A 6,939-nucleotide genomic window follows, 5' to 3' on the forward strand; every position below is an offset into this window, starting at 1 on the left:
CGCCGTGGAAGGTGCGGTAGCTGGGTTGGTGTTGCTGGCCGTTTTGGTGATTTTCGCCGTCGTCGTGGTGGCCAAATCGGTGGCGCTGATCCCTCAGGCCGAGGCGGCCGTGATCGAACGGCTGGGCCGCTACAGCCGCACGGTGAGCGGGCAGCTGACGCTGTTGGTGCCGTTCATCGACCGCGTCCGCGCGCGGGTGGACCTGCGCGAGCGGGTGGTGTCCTTTCCGCCGCAGCCGGTGATCACCGAGGACAACCTGACGCTGAACATCGACACCGTCGTCTATTTTCAGGTCACCAACCCGCAGGCGGCGGTCTACCAGATCAGTAACTACATCGTGGGGGTCGAACAGCTGACGACCACCACGCTGCGCAACGTGGTCGGCGGGATGACGCTCGAGCAAACGTTGACCTCGCGCGACCAGATCAACGGCCAGCTGCGCGGCGTGCTCGATGAGGCCACCGGCCGGTGGGGCCTGCGGGTGGCCAGGGTGGAATTGCGCAGCATCGACCCGCCACCGTCGATCCAGGCGTCGATGGAGAAGCAGATGAAGGCCGACCGGGAGAAGCGGGCGATGATCCTCACCGCGGAGGGCACCCGGGAGGCGGCGATCAAGCAGGCCGAGGGCGCCAAGCAGGCCCAGATCCTGGCGGCCGAGGGCGCCAAGCAGGCCGCGATCCTGGCCGCCGAGGCCGACCGGCAATCCCGGATGCTGCGCGCCCAGGGCGAGCGCGCCGCGGCCTACCTGCAGGCGCAGGGGCAGGCGAAGGCGATCGAGAAGACCTTCGCGGCGATCAAGGCGGGCAGGCCGACCCCGGAGATGCTGGCCTATCAGTACCTGCAGACGCTGCCCGAGATGGCGCGCGGCGACGCCAACAAGGTCTGGGTGGTGCCCAGCGATTTCAGCGCGGCGCTGCAGGGGTTCACCAAGCTGCTCGGCGCGCCGGGCGACGACGGGGTGTTCCGGTTCCAGCCATCCCCGGTCGAGGACGCTCCCAAGCACAGCGCCGACGACGACGCCGACGTCGCCGACTGGTTCTCCACCGAGACCGACCCGGCGATCGCGCAAGCGGTGGCCAAGGCCGAGGCGATCGCGCGCCAACCGGTGGACGGCGCGCACGGGGCTCCTCCGGAACTGACGCAGTAGCGCAATAGGATTGCCGGATGACTGCTTTGACGTCGCCGAAAACCTATGCGGGACTTGCCGCGTTCCACGCCGTCGACGCGGTGGCCTGCGCGGTCCCGCTCGCCCCCATCAAGAAGACCCTGGACGATGTGGGACTCCCGGAGAACGTGCGGCCGGTGCTGCCGGTCGTCAAGGGCGCGGCCGCCATCGGGCTGATCTCGGTCACCTGGTTCCCGGCGTTGGCCCGCCTCACGACGGCGATGCTGACGCTGTACTTCACCCTTGCCGTCGGCGCCCACGTCCGGGCGGGCGACAAGCCGGTCAAGGCTCTTCCGGCCGCGTCATTCCTGGCGCTGTTCGCCGCGATGACGGTCAAGGGGCCCGAGCGCGGCTAGCGCAGGCGCAACTCGACCATCGGCAGCGGCGTCCCGGTCTCGGTGACGGGCGCCCCGAGCGTCGCCTCGAGCACCGGCCTGAATCGTTCCCACGCCCGGGGGTGACCCGTTCGGTAGGCGGCCAGCGTGCGGTCGACCTCGTCCTGGGTCAGCGGGCGGGCGGTGGCCTGCCGGGGCGGCTTACTGCCGACATAGACCCGCACGCGCGGGTTGGCCTCAATGTTGCGGAGCCACTGCGTTTTCCGGCCAAATCCGGAAACCACTATCCAGGCGTTGGGCGATGGGTGGCCGACGACTTCGAGGACCGCGTGCCGCGGCAGGCCCGACTTGCGCCCGGTGTGCTCGAGCATCAGGATCCGCGAGCCGAACAGCGCACCGGCCCTGGCCCTGAAGATCCAGATCGGCGCACGCATCAGGCGGCGCGACCGCAGCAACCGGGCGCCGAGGGCGGCCAAGCGGGCTTCTGGCATCCGTTACATCCTTGCAAACGCCGCATGGATGCAGGCAGTTCAGGGTATGAAGCATTCTCAATGAGTCATTCTGCTGGGGCCTCCGACGAAGCAATCGTCGTCGACAGTGGTGCGACACACCGGTCGATCCAGGGCACCGCGATCGGCAACTTCATGGAGGCGTACGACTTCACCCTCTTCAGCCTGGTCGCCACCCTGCTGGCCGAGACGTTCTATCCCGGTCACAACGCCGGGGCCGGCAACCTCATCGCCACCTTCGGCACGATGACGGCCGGCTTCGTCGTGCGGCCGCTCGGGGGGTTCATCTTCGGCCCGCTCGGCGACCGCATCGGGCGCAAGCCCGTGCTGGTGATGACGATCTCGATGATGGCGGTGTGCGCCGCCGCGACCGGCGTGCTGCCCGGCTACAGCACCCTGGGGATCGCCGCGCCGATCCTGCTCACCGCCATCCGCGTCTGTCAGGGCTTGTCCTCGGGCGGGGAGTACGCCGGCGCGATGACTTACATCGACGAACACGCTCCGGATCACCAGCGCGGGATGCTGGCCGGGTTCCTGCCGCTCGGCACGCTCGGGGGGTTCGTGGCGGGGGCGGTGCTGGTCACCGTCCTGGACACCGCGCTGCCGAAGGACGCCATGCTGGCCTGGGGCTGGCGGATTCCGTTCCTGCTGGCCGCCCCACTCGGGCTGATCGCGCTGTACCTGAGGTCGAGGATCGACGAGTCGCCCGTCTACGAGCGGGCGCACCAAGACGCCCTGGCCCATCCGCAACGCGGGCAGTTCCGGCGCACGGTCGTGGAGCAGTGGCGGCCGCTCCTGCTGTGCGTTGGGCTGGAACTGGCCATCAGCGACACGAGCTACATGATCAGCGGCTACGTGCCGACTTACCTGAAGAAGACCGTCGAGTTGCCGGACACGATGGCCCTGGCGATGGTCCTGGTGCTGCTGGCGCTGCTGATGACGGCGGTGGTGTCCGTCGGCAAGCTGTCGGACCGCATCGGGGTGAAGCCGCTGATGTGGACGGGATGCGGGCTGCTTCTGGCGGTGTCGGTCCCGGCGTTCTCGCTGATGCGGTACGGCGACGGCTATCTCACCAAGTTCACCGGCGTGCTGCTCGTCGGCTCGGCGATGCTGTTCCTGAGCAGCCTCGAGCCGGCGATTCTCCCGGCGCTGTTCCCGACGAGCGTGCGCTACGGCGCCCTGTCGATCGGGTTCAACGTCGCCGTGTCCGCGTTCGGCGGTACCACGCCGCTGATCGCCGAGTCGCTGGTCGCTGGCACCGGCAACCCGATGTGGCCGGCGTACATGCTGATGTTTGCGGGCCTGATCGGCACCGTCACGCTGTTCTTCACCCCGGAAGTGGCCGGCAGGCCGCTGCCGGGCGGTGAAACGGCCCGCGCCGTGCTGGAGGAACAGCCTTCGGACTAGCTTCTGCGCCCGCGCTCGGCCTTATCCGGGTCAGCGCGGAGGGCCCGGCGGTAGCGGGGGCGCGGGCACGGCGCTCGGCGCGGTGGGGGTAGCCGACGGAGTCAACAGCACCGACGGGTACGGCGGCGGGGGAAGTTCGACGCGGACCCTGAACACGAGCCCGGTCAGGGCGAACGCCGCGATCGCGCCGAGGACGAAGCCCGCCAGGGCGGCGGTGACCACGACGGCCGTCGAGTGGCGACGGACCGGGTCGGCCGTGGCGGGCGGGGGTGGCAGGTTGCTCATGTGACGTCCCGAAGTAGTCGTGTGCGGCCAACCCTAACTGCGGCTTGCGGCTTGCTGCGCGAGCGCCTTCAGCTGGATCTCAGGATCGCGGCGCTAAGAATGGGACATGGCTGAATCGCGCCGCGGCGCACCGCGGGTGCTGGTCGTCGAGGATTCCGAGACGATCCGGGAGATGGTGGGCGAGGCGCTCACGGACGCCGGCTATCACACCGACGTCCGGTGCGACGGCGCCGGGCTGGAAGACGCCCTCGAGGGGCTGCGGCCCGACCTGGTGGTGCTGGACGTGATGCTGCCGGGCCGCGACGGCTTCGCGCTCATCGACGTCATCCGCGAGTGGTGCGACATCGGCATCGTCATGATCACGGCCCGCGACGCGCTGCACGACCGGGTGCGCGGCCTGGACGGCGGCGCCGACGACTACGTGGTCAAGCCGTTCGAGCTGGCCGAACTCGTGTCGCGGGTGGGCGCGGTGTTGCGCCGGCGCGGGCGGCTGCCGCGGGCGCTGCAGGTAGGCGACCTCGTGCTCGACGTCGAAGCCGGCGTCGCCGCCCGCGCCGGCCGGCCGCTCGGCCTCACCGCCACGGAGCTGCGGCTGTTGAACTTCCTGGTGGAGCAGCGCGGCCGGATCGTCAGCGCCACCCAGATCCTCAACGCGGTCTGGGGCTACGACGCCTATGACCCGAACCTGGTCCAGGTCCACGTCAGCGGGCTCCGGCGCAAGCTCGAGGCACACGGGCCTCGGATGCTGCACACGGTCCGCGGCATCGGCTACCGACTGAACCCGCCCCGGTCATGACGGCCGATCATCCGGCGACGGTCGATCCCGCCACGCCCACACCGTCGCTGCAGCGCCGGGTCACCGTCCTGGTGCTCGGGCTGCTCGCCGTCCTCTTACTGGTGCTGGGTCTGGTCATCGACTTCAGCCTGCGCGCTCAGGCGCGTCGCGACCTCAACGACCGGCTACTCGCGGCGACGTCGCGCGCCGACGCGCTGGTCCTGGCCCGCACCCCGCCGAACCAGATCGCCGCCCAGCTCAACGGCGGAACGGTGCGGGCGCTCGTGGTCGCGGCCGACGGCACGGCGTACGGCGACACCGCGATCGACCCGCGCGGCGCGGGCGGAGCTTTCGTCCCCCCGATCGGGCCGCCCGGCTACCCGCCCCCGCCGCCGGGCTACCTGCCGTCCGGCTACCCGCCCCCGCCGCCGGGCTATCCGCCGCCCCCCGACGGGCCGCCCGCACCCCCGGACGCGACGGCCACCCAGGTGGTGCACCCCTTGTCCGACGGCGGCCGGGTCATCCTGGTCGCCGACACCACGCAGACCACCCAGGTGACGCGCCAGCTCCGGCAGCTGATGATCGGCGCCGGTGTGGTGACGTTGCTGGTGGCGGCGCTGCTGTCGCTGGCCGTCAGCCGGGTCGCGCTGCGGCCGCTGGAGCGGCTCACCGCGCTGGCGACCGACATCACAACCGGCGACCGCGGCCGGCGGTTGCGCCCAAAGCGGACCGACACCGAGCTCGGCCGCGCGGCCGGCGCCTTCGACGGGATGCTGGAGGCGCTCGAGACCTCCGAACGCCGCGCCCGACAGGCCGCTGACGCCGCCCAGCGCGCCGAAACCGCCACCCGGCAATTTCTCGTCGACGCCGCACACGAGCTGCGCACCCCGATCGCCGGCATCCAGGCCGCCGCCGAACAGGTCGCGAGCAGCGCGGCGCAGCACCAGGACGACGCGGCGGCCCGGGGGCAGTACCGGCGGGCCAGCCTGCTGCTCTCCGATGCGCGGCGCGCCGGTCGGCTGGTGGCCGACATGCTGGACCTGAGCCGGGTGGACGCCGGCCTTCCGCTGGACGTGCAGGACGTGGATCTCGCCGCGATCGTCGACGCCGAGTCCGACCGCACCGCCATGCTCGCGCCGCGGCTCACGGTCATCCGGACCGGCCTCGGTGACCTCGAGGTCAGGGCGGACCCGAGCCGGTTGGCGCAGATCCTGTCCAACCTGCTCGACAACGCCCGCAGGCACACCCCGGCGGGCGGCGCGATCACCATCGACCTCCGGAGCTCCGACCACACCGCCGAGGTCACCGTCAGCGACACCGGGCCGGGCGTCCCGATCGGCGAGCGGGAACGCATCTTCGAGCGGCTCGTGCGGCTCGATCCCGGGCGGACCGGTGACCACGGCGGCGCCGGCCTGGGCCTGCCGATCGCCCGGGCACTGGCGCGTGCCCACGGCGGCGACCTGGTGTGTCTTTCGCGGGATGACGGCGGGCATTTCCGGCTCACCCTGCCGCTCGCCGGGGCCGGCTAGAACCCCGGCTGCGGCATTCCCGGCTGTGGCGGCCCGAAGGGCCCGCCGGGGCCACCCGGTCCGCCCGGTCCTGGCGGCGGCGCGAACTGTCCGCCGGGAAAGCCGGGACCGCCGGGCGGCGGGGGCCCGGGTTGTCCCAGTCCTGGCGGCGGGGGTGGCGGCTCGGCGCCGGCCACCGCCGTGCCGAGCCCGGACGCGGTCACCCCGAGGGCGCCCGCCAACAGCGAACCAGCGATCAATTGCTTCAACGTCATCGACTTTCTCCTTATTGTTCGGTGGGGTCAGCGGCTCGGTGGCGGCGGGGGCGTGGCGGGGGCGGGCGGTGGCCCGGGAGGCTGCGGCGGCTGGCCGGGCGGGGGTGGAACGGCCGAGGCTCCCGGCGGGGGTGGAACGCCCCACGGTCCCTGGGGCGGGTGGAAGGCGAAGGGCGGCGGGGGCGGCGGGGGTCCCCACGCCCCGGGGGGCGGTGGGCCAAAGCCCGGGGGCGGCGGAGGCGGGGGCCCGCACAAGCCGACCAGGGCGGCGGCCCCGAAGGCCCCCACCACCAGTCCGATCAGCCCGCTGCCGACCGCGACGCCGACGGGATGCCGGTGGATCACGGATGGGTTCGGGGTGTCGGTGCGAAGGGCGGCCTTGTCCTGCGGAGCCGCCGCGCTGGGAGTGGGTTCCTCGCTGATCACTGTGCCTCCTCGTCGTCGTGGCGATAACGGCGACGCTAGGAACGCGGCCTGAACCCAACCTGAAGAGAGCGGGTGAGGCGCAGATCTTCAGGTTCGCTTCAGCAACCGGCCGGTTCCAGCTATTCGGGGCCGAGATTGCCGCAGTGGTCGCGATGCCGGCGGTGGTTTCAAGGGATCGATGCAACACCCCTTTTGGCTTGAGGAGTGTTGTGGGTTCGAGTGTGGTGTTGCGTTCGAGGATGCCGGCGTTTTGG

9 protein-coding genes are annotated in these 6,939 nt (G+C 71.5%); 5 read left to right on the forward strand and 4 right to left on the reverse strand.

Annotation, left to right across the window (positions count from 1 at the left end; all coding sequences use genetic code 11):
- The first annotated feature begins 4 nt into the window (after positions 1–4).
- Positions 5–1,147, forward strand: coding sequence for an SPFH domain-containing protein (locus tag SKC42_RS24730; protein WP_330966871.1), 1,143 nt, complete (start codon positions 5–7; stop codon positions 1,145–1,147).
- Positions 1,148–1,164: 17 nt separating this feature from the next.
- A complete protein-coding gene (locus SKC42_RS24735; RefSeq protein ID WP_330966872.1) occupies positions 1,165–1,521 on the forward strand; it encodes a DoxX family protein in 357 nt (118 codons plus the stop codon).
- Here the strand turns inward: SKC42_RS24735 and SKC42_RS24740 are convergent.
- On the reverse strand, positions 1,518–1,991 hold the full coding sequence (locus tag SKC42_RS24740) for a nitroreductase family deazaflavin-dependent oxidoreductase (protein WP_330966873.1): 474 nt from the start codon (positions 1,989–1,991) through the stop codon (positions 1,518–1,520). The genes SKC42_RS24735 and SKC42_RS24740 overlap by 4 nt on opposite strands.
- Positions 1,992–2,051: 60 nt before the next feature.
- Here SKC42_RS24740 and SKC42_RS24745 point away from each other — a divergent pair, with 60 nt between their 5' ends.
- Positions 2,052–3,416 (forward strand): MFS transporter, encoded by a 1,365-nt coding sequence (locus SKC42_RS24745; RefSeq protein WP_330966874.1) that lies wholly within the window; start codon positions 2,052–2,054, stop codon positions 3,414–3,416.
- A 30-nt stretch (positions 3,417–3,446) separates the two neighbouring features.
- Here the strand turns inward: SKC42_RS24745 and SKC42_RS24750 are convergent, their stop codons facing one another.
- On the reverse strand, positions 3,447–3,701 hold the full coding sequence (locus tag SKC42_RS24750; RefSeq protein WP_330966875.1) for a hypothetical protein: 255 nt from the start codon (positions 3,699–3,701) through the stop codon (positions 3,447–3,449).
- A 106-nt stretch (positions 3,702–3,807) separates the two neighbouring features.
- On the opposite strand from SKC42_RS24750, the gene SKC42_RS24755 reads away from it, so the two are divergent.
- Together SKC42_RS24755 and SKC42_RS24760 are read left to right on the forward strand one after the other, a co-directional pair.
- Positions 3,808–4,497 (forward strand): response regulator transcription factor, encoded by a 690-nt coding sequence (locus SKC42_RS24755; protein ID WP_330966876.1) that lies wholly within the window; start codon positions 3,808–3,810, stop codon positions 4,495–4,497.
- On the forward strand, positions 4,494–6,005 hold the full coding sequence (locus SKC42_RS24760) for a HAMP domain-containing sensor histidine kinase (RefSeq protein ID WP_330966877.1): 1,512 nt from the start codon (positions 4,494–4,496) through the stop codon (positions 6,003–6,005). Before SKC42_RS24755 ends, SKC42_RS24760 begins: the two co-directional genes overlap by 4 nt.
- Here SKC42_RS24760 and SKC42_RS24765 read toward each other — a convergent pair.
- Together SKC42_RS24765 and SKC42_RS24770 are read right to left on the reverse strand one after the other, a co-directional pair.
- Positions 6,002–6,259: a hypothetical protein gene (locus SKC42_RS24765; protein WP_330966878.1), complete on the reverse strand. Its 258-nt coding sequence runs from the start codon at positions 6,257–6,259 to the stop codon at positions 6,002–6,004. The two genes, SKC42_RS24760 and SKC42_RS24765, sit on opposite strands and share 4 nt — an antisense overlap.
- 27 nt (positions 6,260–6,286) lie before the next feature.
- Complete coding sequence (locus tag SKC42_RS24770) at positions 6,287–6,685, reverse strand: hypothetical protein (protein ID WP_330966879.1); 399 nt, start codon at positions 6,683–6,685, stop codon at positions 6,287–6,289.
- Positions 6,686–6,939: the final 254 nt, after the last annotated feature.

Source organism: Mycobacterium sp. 050134, from assembly GCF_036409085.1.
GTDB lineage: Bacteria > Actinomycetota > Actinomycetes > Mycobacteriales > Mycobacteriaceae > Mycobacterium.